18 protein-coding genes are annotated in these 22,473 nt (G+C 38.5%); 15 read left to right on the top strand and 3 right to left on the bottom strand.

Annotated elements, in window-relative coordinates; all coding sequences use genetic code 11:
• Positions 1-26: 26 nt before the first annotated feature.
• From FA584_RS11060 to FA584_RS11045, 4 genes are all read left to right on the top strand, one after another.
• Complete coding sequence (locus FA584_RS11060) at positions 27-725, top strand: ABC transporter permease (protein WP_096047283.1); 699 nt, start codon at positions 27-29, stop codon at positions 723-725.
• 154 nt (positions 726-879) lie between these two features.
• A complete protein-coding gene (locus FA584_RS11055) occupies positions 880-1,671 on the top strand; it encodes a substrate-binding periplasmic protein (protein ID WP_167749502.1) in 792 nt (263 codons plus the stop codon).
• Between the two features lie 61 nt (positions 1,672-1,732).
• Complete coding sequence (locus tag FA584_RS11050) at positions 1,733-2,329, top strand: Aq_678 family protein (protein ID WP_167749501.1); 597 nt, start codon at positions 1,733-1,735, stop codon at positions 2,327-2,329.
• Positions 2,330-2,449: 120 nt separating this feature from the next.
• Positions 2,450-4,225, top strand: a complete 1,776-nt coding sequence (locus FA584_RS11045) for a GGDEF domain-containing protein (protein ID WP_096047279.1) — start codon at positions 2,450-2,452, stop codon at positions 4,223-4,225.
• An 11-nt stretch (positions 4,226-4,236) separates the two neighbouring features.
• On the opposite strand, the gene FA584_RS11040 is transcribed toward FA584_RS11045, so the two are convergent.
• The 3 genes from FA584_RS11040 to FA584_RS11030 are packed head-to-tail and all read right to left on the bottom strand — an operon-like array spanning position 4,237 to position 5,978.
• Complete coding sequence (locus FA584_RS11040; protein ID WP_167749500.1) at positions 4,237-4,917, bottom strand: TVP38/TMEM64 family protein; 681 nt, start codon at positions 4,915-4,917, stop codon at positions 4,237-4,239.
• Positions 4,918-4,930: 13 nt separating this feature from the next.
• Positions 4,931-5,326, bottom strand: a complete 396-nt coding sequence (locus FA584_RS11035; protein ID WP_167749499.1) for a hypothetical protein — start codon at positions 5,324-5,326, stop codon at positions 4,931-4,933.
• The gene (locus tag FA584_RS11030; RefSeq protein ID WP_167749498.1) at positions 5,319-5,978 is read right to left on the bottom strand and encodes a YdjY domain-containing protein; all 660 of its coding nucleotides are present in this window, start codon (positions 5,976-5,978) and stop codon (positions 5,319-5,321) included. Before FA584_RS11030 ends, FA584_RS11035 begins: the two co-directional genes overlap by 8 nt.
• 200 nt (positions 5,979-6,178) lie before the next feature.
• Between FA584_RS11030 and FA584_RS11025 the strand changes: the two genes are divergently transcribed.
• From FA584_RS11025 to FA584_RS10975, 11 genes are all read left to right on the top strand, one after another.
• Positions 6,179-6,871 carry a response regulator transcription factor gene (locus tag FA584_RS11025; protein WP_167749497.1) on the top strand — a complete coding sequence of 231 codons (693 nt, stop codon included), beginning with the start codon at positions 6,179-6,181 and terminating at the stop codon, positions 6,869-6,871.
• Positions 6,858-8,519, top strand: coding sequence for an ATP-binding protein (locus FA584_RS11020; protein ID WP_167749496.1), 1,662 nt, complete (start codon positions 6,858-6,860; stop codon positions 8,517-8,519). Before FA584_RS11025 ends, FA584_RS11020 begins: the two co-directional genes overlap by 14 nt.
• Before the next feature lie 68 nt (positions 8,520-8,587).
• On the top strand, positions 8,588-9,391 hold the full coding sequence (gene dsrO, locus FA584_RS11015; protein ID WP_167749495.1) for a sulfate reduction electron transfer complex DsrMKJOP subunit DsrO: 804 nt from the start codon (positions 8,588-8,590) through the stop codon (positions 9,389-9,391).
• Position 9,392: 1 nt separating this feature from the next.
• Complete coding sequence (gene nrfD, locus FA584_RS11010; protein ID WP_167749494.1) at positions 9,393-10,523, top strand: NrfD/PsrC family molybdoenzyme membrane anchor subunit; 1,131 nt, start codon at positions 9,393-9,395, stop codon at positions 10,521-10,523.
• Positions 10,524-10,525: 2 nt separating this feature from the next.
• On the top strand, positions 10,526-13,549 hold the full coding sequence (locus FA584_RS11005) for a molybdopterin dinucleotide binding domain-containing protein (protein ID WP_167749493.1): 3,024 nt from the start codon (positions 10,526-10,528) through the stop codon (positions 13,547-13,549).
• 191 nt (positions 13,550-13,740) lie between these two features.
• The gene (locus FA584_RS14990) at positions 13,741-14,085 is read left to right on the top strand and encodes an NAD-dependent epimerase/dehydratase family protein (protein ID WP_167749492.1); all 345 of its coding nucleotides are present in this window, start codon (positions 13,741-13,743) and stop codon (positions 14,083-14,085) included.
• The gene (locus FA584_RS10995) at positions 14,078-15,457 is read left to right on the top strand and encodes a mannose-1-phosphate guanylyltransferase/mannose-6-phosphate isomerase (RefSeq protein WP_167749491.1); all 1,380 of its coding nucleotides are present in this window, start codon (positions 14,078-14,080) and stop codon (positions 15,455-15,457) included. Before FA584_RS14990 ends, FA584_RS10995 begins: the two co-directional genes overlap by 8 nt.
• Positions 15,454-16,245 (top strand): ABC transporter permease, encoded by a 792-nt coding sequence (locus FA584_RS10990; protein ID WP_167749490.1) that lies wholly within the window; start codon positions 15,454-15,456, stop codon positions 16,243-16,245. Before FA584_RS10995 ends, FA584_RS10990 begins: the two co-directional genes overlap by 4 nt.
• Positions 16,242-17,540 (top strand): ABC transporter ATP-binding protein, encoded by a 1,299-nt coding sequence (locus tag FA584_RS10985; protein WP_167749489.1) that lies wholly within the window; start codon positions 16,242-16,244, stop codon positions 17,538-17,540. The genes FA584_RS10990 and FA584_RS10985 overlap by 4 nt, the downstream gene beginning before the upstream one ends.
• Complete coding sequence (locus FA584_RS10980) at positions 17,530-19,281, top strand: methyltransferase domain-containing protein (protein WP_191342051.1); 1,752 nt, start codon at positions 17,530-17,532, stop codon at positions 19,279-19,281. Before FA584_RS10985 ends, FA584_RS10980 begins: the two co-directional genes overlap by 11 nt.
• Complete coding sequence (locus FA584_RS10975) at positions 19,281-22,472, top strand: glycosyltransferase (RefSeq protein WP_167749487.1); 3,192 nt, start codon at positions 19,281-19,283, stop codon at positions 22,470-22,472. Before FA584_RS10980 ends, FA584_RS10975 begins: the two co-directional genes overlap by 1 nt.
• Position 22,473 lies beyond the last annotated feature (1 nt).

The following is a 22,473-nucleotide window of genomic DNA, read 5'->3' as shown; positions in this document are numbered from 1 at the left end:
ATCTCTGATTTTTCCTAAGGACCATCATGCAATCCATTCCCCTTTTAAATTTACTCTATATGCTTTTACCCCTGTGTGTGGTTGCTTTTTTTTACTACATTTGGGTTGGTAAAAAAACAGAGATTGCCTTTGCAACAGCCAGAATGAGCATTCAGTTGATCGTTATTGGCTATGTATTAACCTCACTCTTTACAACCAATGCACTATGGCTTTTAGCACTGTTAGTTGCAGTGATGATCACCACAGCCTCTTTCATTGTCAGACGCAATATCCGCCATCAAGATATTCAAACGTACTTTGCTATTTTAGTCTCCATCGCATTGGGTGGCACATTAAATCTAGCGCTTGTGTTATGGTGTGTTTTAAATCTTGAAAATCCACTCGAGCCTCGTTTTGTGATTCCTTTAGCGGGGATGATTTATGCCAATTCCATGAATGCCATCTCTTTGTGTGCCGAGCGATATGAAAAAGAGAGAGAACATTATGACATTGAAAAAGCGAGAGCCATTGCGTTTAAAGCATCCATGATCCCTCAAATTAACTCCTTTTTGGCGGTTGGTTTTGTCTCACTTCCTGGAATGATGACAGGACAGATTTTATCAGGCGTTGATCCCCTGATTGCGGTACGGTATCAAATTGTTGTGATGGGAATGATCTTAAGCAGTGGGGCAATGAGCAATATCCTTTATTTAATGTATGTTGCTTTTAAAGAGGCAAAACATTAACCACTTTTATTTTTTCGTCATTTTCGTCACGCTTTGAGTTCCACCTAAGTCTGCATGTGTTACAATTTTAAGTATTCTTTTAAATATATTTTTAAGTTTTATGACTGTAAGCCTTTTTTGATAGACACAGATAATGAATTTGTAAGGACAAAAAATGCATTTTCAGGCTCATTTAGTATGTGGAATTATTTCTATACTTTTAGGTGTTACTTCTCTTTTTGGTGGAGATATTGCACTCTATGCTGTTCCTAACCCCCCGTTTAGCTTTCGTGATAAAGGTGCTATTAAAGGCTTAAGTATTGACCTTTTAGAAGCAAGCCTTGCAACATTAAGACCACGTTTTGCTCAAGAAGAGATTGAACTTGAGGCATTAAATAAAATGTATGATGAAGCGCTACGACATCCTAAAGCATTTTTAGTGACGATGGTGAGGCTCAAAGAGAGAGAACAACAATTTAATTGGCTTGGACCAATTGCTACGGTGCGATTAGGACTGATTACCAAGAGAACAACTGATCTTCCAAAAGGGCAAAGCACCTTAGAAATCTTACGTCCGCTTAGAATTGCAACGATTAAAGAGACCTCCTCTGAAAAATTGCTTTTTAAAGAAATCGGTGAAAAAAATGGACTGAATATTACACGTGTTTCAACACCGATCCAAGGGTACAAAATGTTAGAGTATGGCAGAATTGATGCGCTTGTTTATACGGATGTTCCTTTTGTGTATCATTTGATAACAGAAGGACAAGATGTCTCACAATACCGTATGGCCTATGTTATTCTCAATACAGATTATTATATTTGTGTCGGTAAAGACGTACCCAAAGAGCAGTTTAATATTATGCAAGCACAGCTGAATCATCTAAAAGAGCTTGATAGTAAAGGAAGTAGCATGTACGATCGTATGGTGGCTAATTACCTCAATGGTGCTGTCCTTAAGCCTTAATATTCCACCCAAAATTGACAATTTTACTCTATAATACGCCAAAATGTTTGAAAGAGGTTGCATGGTTCGCTTAATTTTAATAGGTATTGCTTTTCTGTTGGCAGGGTGTGGACCACGCTATGTCATTAAAAATGAATATATCCCTCCCGCTTCTGCGCTATCGCAAACGTGTCTCAATAACTGTTCTCATATACGACAAGGGTGTCAAAATCAGTGTCAACAAAATTATCAGTATTGCCTTGATGATGCGTATGCCAAAGCCAAAGCTGTCGAAGTGAGTGAACAACGTGCTTATGAGATAGCCTACAGTCGTTATCAAATGGATTACACAGAGTATCAGTTTGCATTGCAGCGTTGGCAGAGAGATTATTATGATTACAGTCGTGATCTCAGTCATTATCAAAGTCAATGCGAGCGAGACAAAGATGGTTATGCCTGCAAAAAACGTGATGAATTGCATCACTATCTCAACCGTCTAAGTCATGACAGGCCACGTGAACCTTGGGTTCCTGTACGTCCAACCTTTGAGCAGATTTTGGTCAATCAGCAAAGTTTCTGCACAACGAATTGTGGATGTGAGCTAAGCTATGATAACTGTTTTGTAGGGTGTGGCGGTCAAGTGATACCGCATAAAATTTGTGTGGAAAATTGCGACTAAGAGACGTTTGTTCTTGTAAATGAAGCGTGGTTATTTTAAAGTGAAAACGTTTTACATGTAATGATTTAGTAATCGCATTAGAGTATGATTTCTGTATCTTCCATAGAGGAATCATACCCAATGTTAAATGAAAAATGGCAAACGCTCATTGATGTAGCAGACTTTGCTTTTCAGCCCATTGTCAATATTTATACAGGGAAACTTTACGCGGTAGAGGCGTTGATTCGCAACTATGAGCCTGCTGGTTTTACCACGATTGATTGTGTTTTTGATAGTGCTTACAGTGAAAAAACACTTTATAGTATTGATGTGAAGCTTCGTGAAAAAGCAATCCATAAGTTTTCATTACTCCCCTTTTCAAAACATATTAAACTCTTTTACAACCTCGATAATCGCATTACGATGATGCCTGATTTTAAGTCTGGTTATACCTGTGAACTGCTTTCTACCTATGAAATGGACACCTCAAATATCTGCTTTGAACTCTCCGAAAAACATCAAGTGGGTATGTACGCTGGTGTTGATAAGCTCGTGCTCAACCTTTACAAACAGCAAGGCTATAAAATGGCCATAGACGATTTTGGCGTCGGCTTCTCAGGGCTTCAAATGCTCTTTAATGCCGATCCCAATTTCATCAAGATTGATCGTTTTTTTATTTGCGATATCCATCTCAGTAAAAAGAAAAAGCTTTTTGTGAGTTCCATCGTTCAAATTGCGCAGGCGATGGGTATTTTTACGATTGCTGAAGGCGTTGAGTGCGAAGAGGAATATAACGAATGTAAAAAGCTTGGCTGCAATATGGTTCAGGGTTATTTTGTGCAAAAACCTACCCTTGATGTCACACAAATAGTGATGAGTTATGAGCATCTCAAACTGGTCGATCAAAGTGATAAACGCAAAAATGGCAAAATAGCGAACATAGAAAAATACCTTCAAAAAAGTTCTACGGTGTTTATGGATTCGCCTATTAACGATGTTTATGAAGTGCTCAAAGGCGATAAAAAAAACCATTTTGTTCCGGTTCTTGCACGTGATCAGACACCGCTTGGTATTATTAGAGATGCCGATATTAAGGCATATCTTTACTCCAATTATGGCAAAGCCTTATTGTACAATTTGACACAAGGAAGTTTAAAAAAAATTATTGCCCATTGTGGGCGAGCGGACATCAATGATCCGATTGAAAAGATTTTAAAAATTTATGCGTTTGATGATGACAATGATGCCATTTTGATCACGGAAAATGAAAAGTATTTAGGATATCTCAGCTCCAAAGTGCTTTTAGATATTGTCAATGAGAAAAATATTGTGGACGCCAAAGATCAAAACCCGCTTACGGGACTTTCCGGCAACCGCATTATCAATGAATTTGTTGCCAATGCAATGGATAGTAAAGAGAAAGTGATGATGGCATATTTTGACTTTGACAACTTCAAGCCTTTTAATGACTACTATGGTTTCCGCAAAGGAGATCGTGCTATTACACTTTTTGCAGACATCTTAAAAAGTTCGGTAGGATTTGATGAATGCTTGGTCGGGCATGTCGGTGGAGATGATTTTTTCCTCGGTTGGAGTCTTAAAGAGGAAGATAGTTTTGAAAAAGTTTATGCTATTGTCTTAGAAATTGTCACGAAATTTTCTGAAGATATTAAGAGTTTTTACTGCGAGCAAGGATTGAGCTCTGGGTATATCATGGCAAAAAATCGCGATGGTGTGATCCAGCAGTTTCCTCTGATGACCGTTAGTGCAGCCGTTATTTGCCATGGTTTTGGCTATCAGCATGATTTTGATGACAATGAACTCAATGAAATCTTTGGGGTTCTCAAAAAAAGTGCAAAAGCCTCACCAACACACATTGCGTGTGTTGATTTGGGCGTAATTAAAGACGCGATATAAGCTCGATTTTCCTAAGAAATACGCGCTTTTTTATCGTAGATTTTTTTAAAGATATAGATGATGATGCTGAGCGCAAACATCATCAAAAGCGTGATAAAAATAATTTTTCCACCACTGCTTAGATTTTGTCCAAAGTAGCTATATACCAGCGTTGCGGGTAGTTGTCCAATACCCGTTGCCACCCAAAAACTCCAAAAACGAATCGACGTTAGACCTGCTGCATAACTGATAAGATCAAATGAGATAAAAGGCAGTAATCGACAAACAATAATCGTATGCTTTCCATAACGCTCAAAAAAGGCATCGGCGGTATCCAAAGCTTTTTTACTGGTTAATTTTTCGACTACATCACGCCCTAAAATACGTGCAATAAAAAAGCAAAGAGCTGCTCCTACCATCGCACTACTCCACGATAGAAGCGCTCCTAATGCCCATCCAAAAATGGCTGCATTGGAAAGCGTAATCAAAAAAGCAGGAATGGGAGCGATAATAGATTGAAGGATCATCAGTAAAAAGGAGATCAAGGCTGCATACACGCCAAATTCTCGTAAATAGGCAATGACACTCTCCAAATTGAGGGAGCATAAAATAGAGACAGCAAGATTGAGCTGTGTTTGAATACTTGGAATGGTGAAATAAAGCCCCAAACACAGTATCGTAAGTAGAAGTAAAATGATTTGCGATCGTTTCATGTAAGATCTCTTTTTAGGAAAAATTGGAAAAGCCAGTGAGCTTTTTACCCAGAAGATGATAAACAATCAAAAGATTGATCAGAGTTAAAAAGGTTAGAAAAACGATCTTAATGGTGCTAATGGAAATGCCATCTAAATAAAAATTACGAAGGCTATAGTAGATCAAATCCATCTTAGAGAGCCAAAAGCAGATCAAGAACATCGTACTTTGGAGCACCAAAAAAAGTGCGATGGAGGCACTGTTTCGAAAAAAAGAGAAAACAATGCCAAGTCCCATACACACCTCGAGCACAAGCCTTTCATGAATACGCATCTCTAGCCAGACATTCGTTGAAATGATAAGATTAACACTTATGGCTAAAAGCAATCCGCAAAAGGCGTAAAAAAATCCTAAAAAGAGTTTATTCATTGATCAATTTATAGGTTACGGCAACCAATGTACCATCTTTTGGAAGAATGGCCGCATTACCATGGAAAATGACTTCGCCACGTTTTTCAACGGCACCATAGGTATAAGCGTGATTGGAAATAATACCAACAGAACAACTGTCCAAACAGGTAATACATCCTGTATTGAGCTCTTTAGCATTTTTTTCGTTACCGCCAAAGCGTAAATCAATCAGCTTATTGTTGCTGTCACTGATGACTTCATTGATGTCATAGCTTTTAGGCGCACCGTTCCATGTTACGCTTAGTGCGATTTTTTGACCTTCCACGTAGGTTGTTTCGCCATTGGCTTTCGTCATGTTATTACCTGCAACCCCACCAATTTCAAGCATCGCTTGAAGAAAGTCATTTTGATTTTGAAAGGCTCTAAAAACTGGTTTGTCACCAAACTTACCATCTTTAAAAACAACAGCATGACGTGTATTTTCAGTCAAATATTTACCATTGACAGCCGCTAAAATAGTAATCGTTTTGTTTTCTTTATCCACTTTCATTGGAGCGCTAAGGGAAACACCATTAACGGAGACATTTTGAGTCGTAGATGTTGTATCTTTTTTTTGACATGCGCTAAAAAGAAGCGCAACAACAGCTAAGAAGGCGAGGGTTTTTTTCATTATTATTCCTTTGGTATGTTTATTTTCAACGAAAATCTAAACGCTATTTTAGTGTGTCAAAACTTTGTATTAAATTAGTCATAATTTTTTAACTTTAATTTAGTTTGATAAAATGGATCTGTGCAAAAATCTTTACATGTAAAGTGTGTTGACAATTGCTTATATGTGCGTTAGAATAGGCTTTTAATAAGGATATACTTATGGCAAACCCACTTTCTTTGTTTGAACATCTGTGCATTTTATACGCCGAAGATGAAGAGAGTCTGCGCAAAAGCGTCGTTCAAACTTTGGAGCTTTTCTTTGATAAAGTCGTCGAAGCACGTGATGGAGAAGAGGCATTAGACCTTTTTTTTGAACACAAGCCAGACATTTTATTGCTTGATATTTGTATGCCAAAGTGTGATGGCTTAAAGCTGCTCAAAGAGATTCGCCAATCGCACAAACGTGTTCCCGTGATTATCATGAGTGCATACGCAGAGCCAAGTTATTTTCAGCAATCCATAGAGCTTAATATTTGCAAATACCTTCTCAAACCTTTTTCTAAAGAGAGCTTTTTAGATGCACTTCACACCTGTGCTTCTTGGATGTACGAATGGGGTGATGGCGGTATGATCAAAGCGGGGAGGGATCTTTTTTATGACCCCGAAACGGGTACCTTGGTGAATGAAGGTGTATCGTTTGTTCTGACTAAAAAAGAGCGTCTTTTATTTGAGTATTTTTTGCGCCAAAAAAATCGTGTGATCTCATTTGATGAGCTTGAAGAAGCGATTTGGGCAGAAGAGGGTGGAAGTAAAGAGGCACTTAAAGCCCTCGTGAAAGAACTTCGCAAAAAATTGACCAAAGAGAGCATCGAAAATGTCTTTGGTATAGGATACAAACTTGTCTTACCTTAGAACTTTTTCTACCCCTTCAACGAAGACCAAAACGATGATCTTCGTACTGATGCTGTTTCTAGCGATGGCGACGATTTTTGGCTGGATGCGTTATATTGATGTGAGAGAAGGGATTGAAAAGTCGCGTAAAGATTATGCAACACAGATTCACAGTATTTACGAAATGACATTGAAACGTACCAGTGCTTTTTACCTCAATCGCGCCTATGCCAATCTTGATTCATACGGTATTAAAGAGGCATTAGAGCAGAAAAACATCGCACAACTGACAGGACTTTCAAGCTTTCGATGGAACGTGCTTAAGCAGGAAAATCCTTATTTACTCGGAATTCGTTTTTACGATGAAAAATTGACACTGCTTGCCTATCTTGGGAAAGAACCTAAAAAGGAAGAGATTGAGCAGAGTGGTGAAGTGCCCAAAGAGCCTGAAGTTGGCTTTTTCTTCTCTAAACATTACGCGGCGTATCATATTATGGTGCCAGTGTTGGTGCATGAAAAAATCATCGGAATGCTTGAGTTTGCAATCGCTCCTGAGTTTTTTCTCAACGAGGTCGAAGAGTTTTCCAATCTCAAAGGCTATATTCTTTTCAAAGGAGAGGAGTTTGCTCCTTTAGATGAAGCACTCTTGGGAATTAGCCTTAACGATGGTGAAATTTCTCAAAATAAAAAAAGTACTTACATTACCCATGTCATTCCTCTTAAGGGAATCATTAGAGATGATTTAGCGGAGCTTCTTTTCTTTCAAGATATTAGTGATCAACAGCAAAAACTTTTAGATGCAGTGTATGAAGCCTTTTTTGTAGCACTGAGTATGATGGCTGTGATTCTTGTCATCCTCAATTACGGTTTTAATGTCTTGATTTTAAGGCTTGAAGAGAGTGAGGCAAGCCTTAAAGAGCTCAATCACACACTGGAAGATCGCGTCAATGAGGAGATCACGAGACGCATGGAAAATGAGCAAATCTTAATGCACCAAAGTAGACTTGCGAGTATGGGTGAGATGATTGGGAACATCGCTCATCAATGGCGTCAGCCTCTGAGTGAGCTGGGGGCGACACTGATGAATCTGCAAATTCTTTGGGAAAAACAAAAACTCACCACAGCGATTTTTGACGATCGCATCAAGCGTTCAGAAGGGTTAATTGCCTACATGTCTAAAACGATCGATGACTTTCGCAACTTTTTTGTCAGTGACAACCAAAAGGAGCGTTACTCTGTCAATGAAGCGGTTCATAAATCCCTTGCTCTCATTGAATCCGCTTTGAAAAATCATCACATCACACTTCTGCTTCAAGAAGATGATCGCTGTGAAGTAGAGGGGTATCCCAGCCAATTTGCCCAAGCAATGTTAAACATCATCAGTAACGCCAAAGACATTCTTTTGGAGCGCTCTATCCGTACTCCAACGATTTGGATCACCCTTACATGTAAAGCAGGGAAAACGCTCATTCGCATCGCAGACAATGGTGGAGGAATCGCGCTTGTGCCGATCGAAAAAATCTTTGAGCCTTATGTGAGTACCAAACATGCGAAGAATGGTACGGGCATTGGGCTTTATATGAGCAAAACGATCATCGAAAAAAACGCTAATGGCATTTTACGCGCTTACAACAGCGATAAAGGCGCTGTATTTGAGATCATCCTCTAAGGCTTTCTCCCTAGTTTCTCTCTTGTGATTGTTATGATTGCTTTTGGAATAGACCAAAAGGAGTTATGATGGATGAAAAAGAGCCTCAACAAAGCCGAAGGGGATTTGTCAAAAGCGCAACCGCCCTATTAGGTGCCGCTGTGCTTGCTGCCCCCAGTGCGAAAGCTATGAGCTTGACCAATCCTGGACGAGAACGTGGCGATGAACGCTATATCGGACAAGAGGGTAAGCGTTTTGGAATGGTGATCGATCTGCGCAAATGCGTTGGGTGTCAAGCCTGTACGAGTGCCTGCAAAAGCGAAAACAAAGTTCCCCATGAAAAATTTAGAACCTATGTGCCTGAGTATGAACTAGGGAGTTACCCCAATGTACACAAGGCATTTTTACCCCAACTCTGCAACCACTGTGCTGAGCCTTCCTGTGTGAGTGTTTGCCCCACGGGTGCGACGTTTGTCCGCAAAGATGGCATCGTTGTGGTCGATAATGAAATATGCTGGGGCTGTGGCTACTGCATCAATGCTTGTCCTTACGATAAACGCTACTTTAACCCGATCACCAATGTTGCTGATAAATGCACGCTGTGCGCACACAGAGTTGATCACGGCTTATTGCCCGCGTGTGTGGAGAGCTGTGTAGGAGGAGCGCGCGTTTTTGGTGATTTTAATGACCCTCACTCTGCTGTTTCCAAACTCCTTTCAAGCTTCCCAACGACGGTTTTAAAGCCTGCTAGTGGAACCAAACCGCGTGTCTTTTACATCGCCCTCAGTGGAGAAATTCAAGGATTGCCGTATTCGCTTAAAGCGTTGGATGATATGGCACGAAAAATTGATGGGATGCCGACTACTCGTGAGTGGTCCACTAAAGGAGAATAAGATGGATTTTGGAGCACTATTACATACGATCTCGACGATCACACCCGATCGTCCTTGGGGCATAGATATCCCTAACTATTTTTGGTTTACTGGAAGTTCAGCAGCAGCGTTTATCATCTCCAGTTTTGCGCACGTTTTTGGCATGAAAGAGTATAAGCCTATCGCGGGCTTTTCACTGCTTTTAGCCTTTGTGTTGCTTGTAGCCGCACCGATGAACTTGATCGATGATCTTCGCCAACCTGGTCGCATCATCAACTTTTTCTTCTATGGCTGGGAAAATTTCCCAACATCGCCTATGAAATGGGGTGTGTTGTTATTGATCGCGTATCCTTTATTGATTTTGGTTGAAGCTTTAGTGCTCTACCGCCCTTACTTTTGGTTTTCAAAAGGGGTCGTTCGTAGCCAAGAACAAGTCGAAAAAGACCACCATTTAGGCGTTATTTTAGGTGCGATTGGTATACCTTTGGCACTGAGCGTGCATGGATACACCGGTTATATTTTAGGGGCTGTGCATGCGATACCTTTGTTTCACACACCTCTTATGCCTATTTTATTTTTAGCGTCTGCGATGGTTTCTGGAACGGGATTGCTCATTATTTTACTGCCAATTTTTCAAAAATTCTTCACCGATTTTAAACAAGTCGACATGGAGATGATGCAACGACTCGCACGCCTTTTGTCATGGTTTATTGTGATTGATCTTGTGATTCGCTTCTTTTGGCTGACCTTTGCCATTACGTTTAACGGTGAAGAAAAATACGCGCTCAAACTCTTCTTTGGTGAAAATTTTTGGGAGGTGTTAATCGTTGATTACGTCATTTGTCTTTTTGTGCCGATGATTATTGGCTTCACAAGCTATCTTACACGTTCTTTCAAATGGGTTTTGTTTGGAGGCATTCTCTCCGCTATTGGTGTGTGGATTTTTCGTTGGAATACCGTTATTGGCGGTCAAAGCATTGGCAAAACCACACCTTTTTTACTCGAATACCATCCGCATTTTTCAGGATTTGATAGCACCGTGTCCGTCCTTTCCAACTGGAGTTTATTGATCGCCTTGATCGCTTTGGTGATGGTGCTTTTTCCTTGGGATAAAGAGATGGCAAATTATTATGTTAAACAAGGGGATCGATAATCATGGAAAAATCACGCAGAAATTTTTTAATCGGAACAAGTATCGTTGCAGGAAGTGCAGCGGTGGGTGGTTACCATGAGACACTGGGCAAAGCCATCACGATGCAACGAAGAGGAGAAAAAGCCAAAGACGCGATTTATGGCAATGCACCGCTTACGGAAATCACACAAAAAGAGGGTGTTATCACCCATTCAAACGATTTTGTAGTCAAGCCAAGTGTCTGCAATGGCTGTACAACCTTTTGTTCGGTGCGCGTCAAGATCGATGCGAAAAGCGGTGAAGTGGTGCGTGTCTTTGGAAATCCGTACAGTTTGCTCTCAAGTGATCCGTGGCTACCCTATAAAACACCTCTTATAGAGAGTTTTAAAGCAACGTCTGGCTGGAAAGAGAGTGGCTTAGAGATGCGTTCAACCGCATGTTCGCGCGGTAATCTCGTCTATGAAAAACTGAAAGATCCTTTCCGTGTCACAACGCCGCTTAAACGTGTCGGCAAAAGAGGCGAAGATAAATGGGCGAGTATTTCCATCGAACAGCTTATTAAAGAGATCAGTGAAGGTGGCAATCTTTTTGGTGAAGGCGACGTGCAAGGACTGAAAGCGTTAGCCGATACCAAAACTCTAATCGATGCGCAAAATCCAGATTACGGTCCCATTGCCAATAAACTCTGTGTTCTAGGAACGGCGGATGAAGGGCGTCAAAACTACATGGTTCACCGCTTTGTCCAAAGCTTTGGCACGGTTAATTTTATGGGACACACCTCTATCTGTGGGCTTTCGATGCGCGCAGGTGAAGCAGCGTATTTGGATGATTTTGCTGCCTCTCCCCACATGAAGCCCGATTTTGAGCATTGCGAGTTTTTACTCAGCATTGGAACCGCTCCAGCCCAAGCAGGAAACCCCTTTAAACGCCAAGCCAAGCTGCTTGCGAAAGGACGAACAAGTGGATCACTTCGTTATGTGATTGTTACACCTATTTTAACCAACAGTGACTCGATTGCGGTGGGGGATCGCTCACGTTGGTTACCCATCAAGCCTAGTGGCGATTTGGCGTTGGTGATGGGAATGATTCGTGTGATTATTGAAGAAGAACGTTATTTAAAATCCTATCTTGCGATTCCAAGTGATGTTGCACAAAAAACATTGAACGAGGTGAGCTTTACCAATGCGTCACATCTTATCATTATGGATGGGGCGAAAAAAGGTGAGATTTTGGTGGATGCTGCCAAAGCGGTGTATGTCATTGATAAAACCGATGGAGTGCTTAAAAATGCCGCTAATGTTTTGGAAGCTGACATTTTGTATGAAGGCGAAGTAAGCCTAGAAGGTGTGAAATATACGGTAAAAAGCTCTTTTGTAGTGCTAAAGGAAGCGGCATTTGAGCACTCTCTTGATTTTTATGCCAGAGAGAGTGGCGTGGATGAAAAAACGATTCTAGAACTTGCGCGTGAATTTACCTCCTATGGCAGAAGCGTTGGTGTGGATTGCCACGGTGGAACGATGCACTCGACGGGATTTTACACGACCTATGCCATTATGATGTTAGGAGCCCTCGTGGGCAATCTCAACTACAAAGGCGGTATGAGTGTGGGTGGCGGAAAGTTCAAAGACTTTAATGGCGCCTGTTACAATCTTTTAGCCTATGCCGGTAAGCAAAAACCTTTTGGTGCTCGTATCGATAGAGCCAGAATGGCGTATGAAAAAACCAGCGAATACAAACGTAAAGTCGAGCAAGGCGTCAACCCTTACCCTGCCAAAGATGCATGGTTCCCTTTTAGCCCTGCCATTGAATCAGAGGTTATTAACAGCAGTGCCAACGCGTATCCTTATAAACTAGGTGCACTGATTAGTTGGAATGCAAATTTTGTCTATGGACAAAGCGGGAGTGAGCATCTTTTACCACTGCTGAAAGACCCTGCCAAAGCGATTCCTCTTTTTGTTGCGATTGATCCATTTATCAACGAAACCAGTCGCTATGCGGATTATATCGTGCCCGATTCGGTATTGTATGAGACATGGGGCGTATTAGCACCTTGGGCGGGGCATCTCACCAAAACAACGCATGTTCGCTACCCCATTTTAAAATCGCCCAATGCGGCATTTGCTAACGGGGAGCCTATCAGTATGGACAGCTTTATGATCGAGCTTGGAAAAGCGCTTGGATTGGCAGGGTTTGGTAAAAATGCGATTAATGGTGCGAATGCGAAGTTTGATTTTGATAAGCCTGAAGATTTTTATTTGCGAGCTTTTGAAAATGTGGCGATGGATGGCGCTAATCCTGCGCCTGAAGCAAGTGATGAGGAGATCGCTCTTGCAGGACTTGGTGAGTACATTCCTTTGTTGCAGCGTATCTGCACGGATAACTGGCGAAGAGTCGCGTATGTGATGAGCAGAGGCGGGCGTTTTGCCGATAAAGCAAGTGCTTATGAGGGCAACAAAATGAGTAATGCCTATAAAAAACCGATTGCTATCTACAACCAGAGCCTAGGAACAGCGTTCAATTCTATGAATGGAGAGCCTTATAGTGGTGTTCCTCGTTATTATGCACCACGATTTTATACGGGCAATAAAATTGATATGGATTCAAAAGACTTTAATCTTTTAGCCTTTAGTTACAAATCCAATGTGCTCTCTTCCTACTCAGCCTCCGTGGAGAGTTTACGCGATACGCGTTATACCACGTTTGTTGATCTTAGTACGACAACGGCAAAAAACTATGGTATAGCACATGGAGACCGTGTAGAGGTACGCTCAACTGAGGGGAGCGTGCAGGGCATTTGTCGTATTCGTGAAGGGTTACATCCTAGTTCCATCGGCATCGAACATGGTGGTGGAAGAGTTGGTGAAGGAGGCTTAAGTGTGCAAATCGATGGCGTGCTAAAAGAGGGCAGAATCGCCAGACGAAGTGGTGTCAATATCAATAAACTGGGTCTTAGCGACGTATCACGCCTGAACATCGCCACGCTGAGTGATTTTGTGGTCGGTTCTAACGCAAGGCAAGCTATTCCTGTACGTATTGAGAAGATTTAAATATGTTTGCATGTAAGGATTTTTCCTTACATGTAACGTGAAAAAGATAAGGCGATGTACGGGAAAATGATATTATCAAAACTAATTAACAAAATATAAAGTGGAAGCTTGTTACAATTCATTTACAATAATAACAAAAATGTGCATTTGTAATAAAACCTAGAATTTTTTAGGTCAGGAAAGTAAACACTATGAAAGTTTTGGTAACGGGTGGAGCGGGATACATAGGCTCCCATACCTGCGTAGAGCTACTAAACGCAGAATTTGATGTTACTGTTTATGATAATTTTTCCAATAGTTCACTTGAATCTTTAAAACGTGTAATGCAAATTACAGGCAAAAAGCTTATGTTTGACTCCTCTGTTTTAGTGCACAGCTATTCTACATTTCTATTATTTACAGAAAATTATTCTTTACATATTACTTATAGTCAAACTAAACTTATTATTAAAAAGATACTATGTTATTTTAGATATATGTATAAAAGTATATGTATCCCCTTAATAAAAATCCTAAAGGTTATATATAATGGTTAATTTGATTTTATGTGGTGGTAGCGGTACAAGACTTTGGCCTATTAGTCGAACATTGATGCCAAAACAATTTATTCGCCTCTTTGATGGACAATCACTCTTTCAATTAACAGTAAAACGCAACAAGCAATTGTGCTCTAAGCAACTTATCGTTTCTAATGTTGAACAATATTTTTTAGCATTAGATCAGCTTAATGAAGTAGGAGTGACAGAATCACATTATTTACTTGAGCCAATAGCAAGAAATACTGCACCAGCTATTGCATTAGCATGTATGGCCCTCAATGCTGAAGAGATTGTCCTTGTGACACCAAGCGATCATCTTATTAAAAACCATGAAGCGTACAAGCATGTTGCTGAACGTGCAAAAAAATTAGCGCAACAAGATTTTTTAGTAACGTTTGGCATTACACCGGCATTTGCAGAGACTGGATTTGGCTACATTGAAGCAGACGGTGAAAATGTCAAAGCGTTTCATGAAAAGCCAAATCTTGAAGCCGCAGAAGCATATCTAAAAGCTGGAAATTATTTTTGGAACAGTGGTATGTTTTGCTTTAAAGCAGGAGTGTTTTTAGAAGAGTTGCATCAACACTCTCCTGCTATTTATGATGCATGTAAATTAGCTTTTGAAAAAAAACTCACCACGAACGATTCTGAATTTAGAATAGCACTTGAAGATATGCAAGCTATCCCCGAAGACAGCATTGATTATGCTGTGATGGAAAAAAGTAAAAAAGTAAAAGTTGTTACGGCTGGTGATATCGAATGGAATGATGTAGGAAGTTTTGATGCGCTCTATCAGGAATTTCCTAAAGACGATGATGGTAACACGCTTTACAAACGATATATTAATGTTGACAGTAAAAACAATCTTATTGTACCAAGCTGTAGAGCTATTGCTACAGTAGATATAGAAGATCTCATTATTGTTGATACCCCTGATGCATTGCTTATCTCAAAAAAAGGTTCATCTCAAAAAGTCAAAAGAGTCGTTGCTGAACTTAAAAATAGACAAACAGAGATTCACAACATTCATCTCACAGCGCACCGTCCATGGGGAACCTACACGGTACTTGAAGATACACCTGGTTATAAGATAAAACGCATTGTTGTTAATCCTGGTAAACGTCTTAGCTTACAAAAACATTTTCATAGAAGCGAGCATTGGATCGTTGTAAGTGGTACTGCAACGGTTACTGTGGGTGAAGAGACAAGGCTTGTACGCCCAAACGAATCGACTTATATCAAAATGGGAGAAGTGCACCGTCTTATTAATGATGGCAAAATTCCTATCGTGCTTATAGAAGCACAAGTTGGTGAATACACAGGTGAAGATGACATAATCCGTATAGAAGACGAGTACAATAGAATATGAAGCAATTAAGAGCCATATGGGCATATCGATTTTTTATTATTAGTTCTATCAAAACAGAGTTTCGTTCACGTTTTGCGCGTAGTAGTTTAGGTGGTGTTTGGATGATTTTACATCCACTTGCACAGGTAGCTATTTATGCTTTAGTCTTATCGGCTGTGCTCAAAGCAAAACTCCCCAATATAGACAGCCAATTTGCTTATGCTATCTATCTTATGGCAGGTATGTTGGGTTGGTCTTTGTTTTCGGAAGTTTTTGGAAGATGCATCACTATTTTTGTAGATAATAGTAATCTTATTAAAAAAATAGCGTTTCCTAAAATCACACTCCCTTTGATTATTACTGGTAGTGTCTTGGTTAACAATATTCTTCTTCTCGGGGCTATTTTGATTGTTTTTGGAATTTTAGGACACATACCTACATTACAGCTTTTATGGTTGCCTCTTCTTATGTTTGTCACCTTGGCTTTAGCTCTAGGATTTGGCTTAATGCTTGGTATCATTAACGTCTTTATGCGAGACATTGGGCAAATTGTGCCTATCCTTATGCAGTTTTGGTTTTGGTTAACACCCATTGTTTATGTAGCCGATACGCTTCCTGAAGAATATAGGAATTTTTTTTATTATAATCCGATGACAGGCATCATTGAGGGATATCAAAACATCTTAGTCTATGACAGATCAATCGATCTTAGTACATTAACGTACCCTATTATTCTAGCGTGTATTTCGATAATATTGGCTCTATTTATGTACTTTCGTGCTAATGAAGAAATGGCGGATGCTCTATGATACAAGAACCTATATTAGAAGTAGTGGGTGTTGGAAAAGCGTATCGTGCCTATAATAGCGAATTCGATAGAGTGCTATCATGGTTTGGAATAGATTTAAAACCAGAACATGAAACATGGACATTGCAAGATATTAATTTTTCAATTGCCTCTGGTGAAGCCATAGGCATCATTGGACAAAATGGCGCAGGTAAAAGTACCCTTCTTAAAATTATCACAGGTACACTTAAGCCTTCAAAAGGTAGCGTAGCGGTACGAGGAAAAATTGCTGCCATACTTGAACTTGGAATGGGATTTCACCCAGATCTTACTGGGCGACAAAATGCTTACCATTCTGCAGGGCTTATGGGTTACTCATTGGAACAGATTGATGGTGTTATAGAAGAAATAGAAAGCTTTGCGGATATTGGAGAATACTTTGAACAGCCGGTAAGGACATATAGTAGTGGTATGCAAGCTCGTGTGGCATTTGCCGTAGCAACAGCATTTAGACCCGATATATTAATAGTAGACGAAGCATTATCTGTGGGGGATGCTTATTTCCAAGCTAAATGTTACGAACGAATTATAGAATTTAAGAAAAAAGGAACATCCCTTTTACTTGTAACCCATTCCATTAATGATATTGTGCGACATTGCGATAGAGCAGTTTTTCTCAAAAAAGGGTTGTTAATCATGGATGGTTCACCCAAAGATGTAAGTAACCTTTATTTTGATGAGTTATTTGGTAAGTCCAAAAAAATGGTTCAGAATTTGCATGAACAACAGATAAAAAACCATTTGACCAATACTAATAGCTGTGATGATATTTTTCATACACGATTTGGCTATAGGAAAGAAGAATATCGATGGGGAAATGGTGGCGCTAAAATTATAGATTACTCTATTGTTTCGAATGAAAAAGAATTTCCACAGCAGCTTGAGAGCAACGCTCTCACAGATTTTTATGTAAAAGTTCATTTTGATAGTTCTTTTCACGACCTCACAATCGGTTTTTTGATTAAAACTCTTGACGGGGTATTTCTATATGGAACAAATTCTTATATTGCTAGTTATGGGAAAGAGATTATGGAAGTTGAACGAGGTGATATCAAGATATTTAAATTTTCTCTTTCAATGTCTCTAAATTCCGGACATTATTTAGTTTCATTTGGAGTTGCAACAGGACCTCAAGAAAATCTTGAACCTTTAGATAGAAGATATGATTCTATTATGATTTGTGTAGATCGATCTGTATCTTTTTGGGGGATAATGGATCTTAATGCAAAATTTGAGGTTATTGAAAATGCAGAATAATGTGAAAATTGAAGATATTGTAGCAGCGCTACCTGAAATTTATCAACCAATTTTTAATCATCCTGAATTATCAGAAGCGGTTTCTAGAGATTGTGAAGATAGATGGACATATATTGAAAAAATTTATCGACAATTAGAAGATAAGTTAAAAAGACCATTGAAGGTTTTGGATCTTGGTTGTGCACAAGGCTACTTTAGTCTTTCGTTAGCTACTTGTGGCGCAACTGTATTAGGTATAGACTATTTAGATAAAAACATTGCGGTATGTCAATCATTAGCAAAAGAAAATGCCAAGTTAAAAGTGAACTTTGAAATTGGCAAAATTGAAGAAGTCATAGAAAAATTGGCTATAAATCAATATGATTTAGTTTTGGGTTTAAGTGTATTTCATCATATAGTGTATGAACATGGGCTTGACTGGACAAAAAAATTATTAGAAAATTTGGCTTCTAAGGTTACTTTAGGAATCTTTGAAATTGCATTAAAAAATGAACCACTATATTGGGCGAATGCTCAAGCTGAAAAAACAAGAGACCTTTTAGATGGTTTTTGTTTTGTCCGTCAAATAACTTCTTTTTCTACACATCTTTCACTTATTTGTAGACCAATGTATGTAGCTAGTAATGTCTATTGGATGTTTGACGACATAGTAGAGCAATTTAATAAGACAAATAAAAATCCACATTTGTATGCAAATGGTACGCATGAAAATACACGTCAATATTTTATGAGTGAAGATAAAATAACAAAATTGTTCTTATTTGATAACCAAAATAGATATAAACTGAATCATATAGAATATGAAAATGAAGTTGATTTTTTAAAAAAATATTCTGCTCTTTGGGATAGTTTGCCAAAAATTTTACATTACGAGCAAAGTGAAAATGAGGCATGGATCGTTCGTACAACGATAAGAGGCAAATTACTATGTGATATTATTGATAAAAATGAGCTTTATAATGCAGACCAAATTATTAAGGATATTTTGAATCAAGTTGTAGCTTTAGAGTCCTGTGGTTTGTATCATAATGATATACGAACATGGAATGTGTTGATTAGAGAGGATACTTCTGCATGCTTAATTGATTATGGCGCTATTTCAAAAAAAGAACAAGACTGTCAATGGCCATATGATAAATATTTATCGTTTTTAACATTTGTACGAGAAGTCTTGGGTCATAAAACCATTATACCTGGTTTCTTTAGAGCTGATAAATTTGATATGAGCACATTACCAGAGCCTTATAAAAGTGTATTTTTCAATTTTTTCAATTTAGGTCTAGATGTAATTAGTTTCGAAAAGTTGAAAGAATTATTAGAAAACTTTGATTTAGTCTCTGATTATTCTGCAGGCATGACAATATACGGTGAAGCAATTGATAATGCCATTGAAATATCTAGAAACAATTTATTATTATTTAAGCACCAAGCTCATGAAGCGAATGAGAGGGTTGCTCAGGCTGAACAGAATGTTCATGAAGCGAATGTACGAGCAGAGGCATTTTTCCAAAGAGCTGAACAAGCAGAGATGATGGCAGCAGAAGCGAATGAGAGGGTTGCTCAGGCTGAACAGAATATTCATGAAGCGAATGTACGAGCAGAGGCATTTTTCCAAAGAGCTGAACAAGCAGAGATGATGGCAGCAGAAGCGAATGAGAGGGTTGCTCAGGCTGAACAGAATGTTCATGAAGCGAATGTACGAGCAGAGGCATTTTCCAAAGAGCTGAACAAGCAGAGATGATGGCAGCAGAAGCGAATGAGAGGGTTGCTCAGGCTGAACAGAATGTTCATGAAGCGAATGTACGAGCAGAGGCATTTTTCCAAAGAGCTGAACAAGCAGAGATGATGGCAGCAGAAGCGAATGAGAGGGTTGCTCAGGCTGAACAGAATATTCATGAAGCGAATGTACGAGCAGAGGCATTTTTCCAAAGAGCTGAACAAGCAGAGATGATGGCAGCAGAAGCGAATGAGAGGGTTGCTCAGGCTGAACAGAATGTTCATGAAGCGAATGTACGAGCAGAGGCATTTTTCCAAAGAGCTGAACAAGCAGAAGACAATTCCAACAAAGCATGGCAATATTATCATATGATTGAAAGTAGTAATTCATGGAAAGTCACTAAATCTTTTCGACTGGTTAGAAAATTTGCAAGATGGTTTGTTAGAGGCTCATATCATTGGCTGACATTTTCACCAACCAGTAGGCCAAGAAGAGTGTTAAAGCAAAAACTTATTACGTGTGTTGATTATATAAATGCTCACCAATCTTTAAAATCTCAAATTGTAAAAATTTTAAATTTATTTCCAAGCATGAAAACAAAATTAAAAGCACTTACACTCTTGCCTTCTGAACCCTCAGAAATAATGGTTCTTCAACATGAACGAGATGAGTTATCTTTTGAGGCACAGATAATTTTTGATCGCCTAATTCAAATCCGTAATAATGACACAAATAAATCACTATTGAATCAAAATGAACAAATAGACACAACTGCTTTAAAACCTAAGATGGCTATAGTAACTCCATTCCCTCCAGATCGTACAGGAATAGCTGACTATGTTGCGGAGCTTTTACCTGAATTGTGTGCGCATTATTATATTGATATTATTGTTAAAGAGAATGATAAATATTTTGATAATTTGTGTTCTTTCCAGACAGTAGAGTATTTTAAAGTCAATTTTAATCTATATAATATAGTTATTTACCAAATGGGAAATAGCCCATACCATGCATATATGTTTGAATTAATACAAGATTTCCCTGGTATTGTTGTATTACATGATTTTTATTTGGGTCACCTTGTTCGTTGGATGCATAATAATTGCTTTTGGACAGATCCTATATGGGATGCAATGTTAATTGACAAATATGGATATATGGCACCATACCTAGAAAAACAAAAAGGAATAGAGTGGGCTATTAAAAAGTTTCCTTTAAATAATCTACTATTTGAAATGGCAAAAGGAATCATTGTCCATTCTAGCTACGCTAAAAATTTATCATTGAAATGGTATGGAGATAAATTTAACCATAAGATATATATCTTGCCTCAAGTTCATAGAATTATAGATGAACATAATCGCGCTTATAGGAATAATGAAAATTTTTTGGTTTGTTCATTTGGGCATATTATACAATCAAAGCTTATTCATAGAATTATATCTGTCTGGCAATCATCAGAAATAGGAAAAAATTCTAATAATCAACTTTTATTTGTTGGGTCAACATCTAATGATGAATATGGGCAAAAAATAAAAACTATGATACAGGCTGTTCCAAATATTACAATAACTGGATTTGTTGAGAATGAAGAGTACCAAAGGATATTAAATAAGACAAATATAGCTATTCAATTACGCTCCGAAAGTAGAGGTGAAACTAGTCGTGCAGTCTTAGATTGTATGGCTCATGGTATACCAACGATTGTGAACACTAATGGCTCTATGCAAGAATTACCAAATAATTCTGTTTTAAAACTGAAAGATGACTTTGAAGATCAAGAATTAGTTGATGCAATGAATGCTTTGTATGAAAATACAGGTTTTGCGAAGATACTTTCTACGAATGCACAAGAAGTAATTTTAAGGGAACATAGCCCTCAAGTGGTAGTAAAAAAAATACAAGAAATAATTCAGGAAATTTCTATTTCATCAAATCAAGAAGTCAGTTTAGAGCAATTTTATAGTAGAAACATATCAAATGGAATAATTCCTAATAATGATGATCTAAGTAACCTTGCAAAGCAATTTGAGTTAGATACTAGGTATAATAAAACACCTTCCCTATATGTAGATATTAGTGCCGTTGCAATTCATGATCTTAAAACAGGTATACAAAGAGTAGTGCGTTCTATTTTACTTGCGTTGTTAAAAATGCCTTTAAAAAAATATAAAATTATTCCAGTTTATTTAACGGATAAAGGGGGCTATTGGCATTATCGAGTAGCCCATACTTTTATGTATACGTTGATTCCAAATTTGATATCTCGCGCAGATACGGTGATTGAGCCATCTTCAAAAGATATATTTTTAGGGCTTGATTACTATACAGCTGTTACTGAAGCAATTCAATATAAGTTGTTTGAGACGTGGAAACAGCGAGGGGTAAATATTAATTTTGTAATTTATGATATATTACCTATTACCTTACCACATTGTTTTCCTCCTACTTCTTGCCCTTACCATACAGAATGGCTAAACACAATTTGCCAAGTTGCAGATAATCTATTGTGTATTTCCAATACAGTTGCAAATGAAGTTAAAAAGCATATAGATACATTAAGGAATAATCTTTGCAATGTCCCAAATATAAAATATTTCCATTTAGGGGCAGATTTAGATAATAGCTTACCTTCAAAGGGCCTGCCTAAGAATGCAGGAGCAATACTCCAGCATATTACCTCTAGAATCACTTTTTTAATGGTTGGAACTGTTGAACCACGAAAAGGTCACAACCAAACATTGATGGCATTTGAAGAACTTTGGGACAAAGAGATAGATATTAATCTAATTATTGTTGGTAAAGAAGGATGGAATGTTGATATTTTATCTGAAAAACTTCATCACCATAAACAACTCAATCATCATCTCTTTTGGTTAGAAAGTACTAGTGATGAATATCTTGAGCAGATATATCAAGCTTCTACTTGTCTTATAGCGGCAAGTGAAGGAGAAGGTTTTGGACTTCCTCTTATAGAAGCTGCACAACATAATATACCGATTATCGCTAGAGATATCCTTGTATTTCGTGAAGTTGCAAGTAATTATGCATATTACTTTGATAATGACAATGCACCTATAGTATTAGCCAAAGTTATTGAAGAGTGGTTGACGCTTTATCAGAGTGAGAAATACCCAAAATCAGATGAAATGCCTTGGCTTACATGGGATGAAAGTGCAAATAGCTTGATAAAAAATATTTTAGGAGAGAATTAAC

The sequence above is a fragment of the Sulfurospirillum diekertiae genome, assembly GCF_011769985.2.
Classification (GTDB): Bacteria; Campylobacterota; Campylobacteria; order Campylobacterales; family Sulfurospirillaceae; genus Sulfurospirillum; species Sulfurospirillum diekertiae.
The sequence above is the reverse complement of the archived record's forward strand: the minus strand, read 5'-3'. Positions and strand labels throughout refer to the sequence as shown.

Bases quoted from the DNA above. Each gene is read 5' to 3' on its own strand.
- FA584_RS11060 (WP_096047283.1), top strand. From the start codon at position 27: ATGCAATCCATTCCCCTTTTAAATTTACTCTATATGCTTTTACCCCTG.
- FA584_RS11055 (WP_167749502.1), top strand. From the start codon at position 880: ATGCATTTTCAGGCTCATTTAGTATGTGGAATTATTTCTATACTTTTA.
- FA584_RS11050 (WP_167749501.1), top strand. From the start codon at position 1,733: ATGGTTCGCTTAATTTTAATAGGTATTGCTTTTCTGTTGGCAGGGTGT.
- FA584_RS11045 (WP_096047279.1), top strand. From the start codon at position 2,450: ATGTTAAATGAAAAATGGCAAACGCTCATTGATGTAGCAGACTTTGCT.
- FA584_RS11040 (WP_167749500.1), bottom strand. From the start codon at position 4,917: ATGAAACGATCGCAAATCATTTTACTTCTACTTACGATACTGTGTTTG.
- FA584_RS11035 (WP_167749499.1), bottom strand. From the start codon at position 5,326: ATGAATAAACTCTTTTTAGGATTTTTTTACGCCTTTTGCGGATTGCTT.
- FA584_RS11030 (WP_167749498.1), bottom strand. From the start codon at position 5,978: ATGAAAAAAACCCTCGCCTTCTTAGCTGTTGTTGCGCTTCTTTTTAGC.
- FA584_RS11025 (WP_167749497.1), top strand. From the start codon at position 6,179: ATGGCAAACCCACTTTCTTTGTTTGAACATCTGTGCATTTTATACGCC.
- dsrO (WP_167749495.1), top strand. From the start codon at position 8,588: ATGGATGAAAAAGAGCCTCAACAAAGCCGAAGGGGATTTGTCAAAAGC.
- nrfD (WP_167749494.1), top strand. From the start codon at position 9,393: ATGGATTTTGGAGCACTATTACATACGATCTCGACGATCACACCCGAT.
- FA584_RS11005 (WP_167749493.1), top strand. From the start codon at position 10,526: ATGGAAAAATCACGCAGAAATTTTTTAATCGGAACAAGTATCGTTGCA.
- FA584_RS14990 (WP_167749492.1), top strand. From the start codon at position 13,741: ATGAAAGTTTTGGTAACGGGTGGAGCGGGATACATAGGCTCCCATACC.
- FA584_RS10995 (WP_167749491.1), top strand. From the start codon at position 14,078: ATGGTTAATTTGATTTTATGTGGTGGTAGCGGTACAAGACTTTGGCCT.
- FA584_RS10990 (WP_167749490.1), top strand. From the start codon at position 15,454: ATGAAGCAATTAAGAGCCATATGGGCATATCGATTTTTTATTATTAGT.
- FA584_RS10985 (WP_167749489.1), top strand. From the start codon at position 16,242: ATGATACAAGAACCTATATTAGAAGTAGTGGGTGTTGGAAAAGCGTAT.
- FA584_RS10980 (WP_191342051.1), top strand. From the start codon at position 17,530: ATGCAGAATAATGTGAAAATTGAAGATATTGTAGCAGCGCTACCTGAA.
- FA584_RS10975 (WP_167749487.1), top strand. From the start codon at position 19,281: ATGGCAGCAGAAGCGAATGAGAGGGTTGCTCAGGCTGAACAGAATGTT.